The following is a 314-nucleotide window of genomic DNA, read 5'->3' as shown; positions in this document are numbered from 1 at the left end:
GACGCGGGCTTCCTGAACGCATCGCGGATCAAGGGCAGCCACGCGGCGATCAAGACCGGCATGCTGGCGGCCGATGCCGCATTCGACGCGGTGCAGGCCGGCCGTCAGAGCGACGAGCTCAACGCGTACCCGGACGCCTTCAAGCAGTCGTGGCTGTACACGGAGCTGTATCGCGCGCGCAACTTCAAGCAGTGGATGGCCAAGGGGCTGTACCTCGGCACGCTGATGGTCGGGCTCGAGCAGAAGGTGATGGGCGGCAACGTGCCGTGGACGCTGCACCACAAGCATGCGGACCACGAGATGCTGAAGCCGGC

At 66.2% G+C, this 314-nt stretch carries 1 protein-coding gene; it reads left to right on the top strand.

What is annotated here, in order from left to right:
- On the top strand, positions 1-314 hold a 314-nt coding region (locus tag DIE22_RS37945), incomplete at both ends, for an NAD(P)/FAD-dependent oxidoreductase (RefSeq protein ID WP_409410214.1).

The organism is Burkholderia sp. Bp9142 (assembly GCF_003853415.1).
Classification (GTDB): Bacteria; Pseudomonadota; Gammaproteobacteria; order Burkholderiales; family Burkholderiaceae; genus Burkholderia.
The sequence above is the reverse complement of the archived record's forward strand: the minus strand, read 5'-3'. Positions and strand labels throughout refer to the sequence as shown.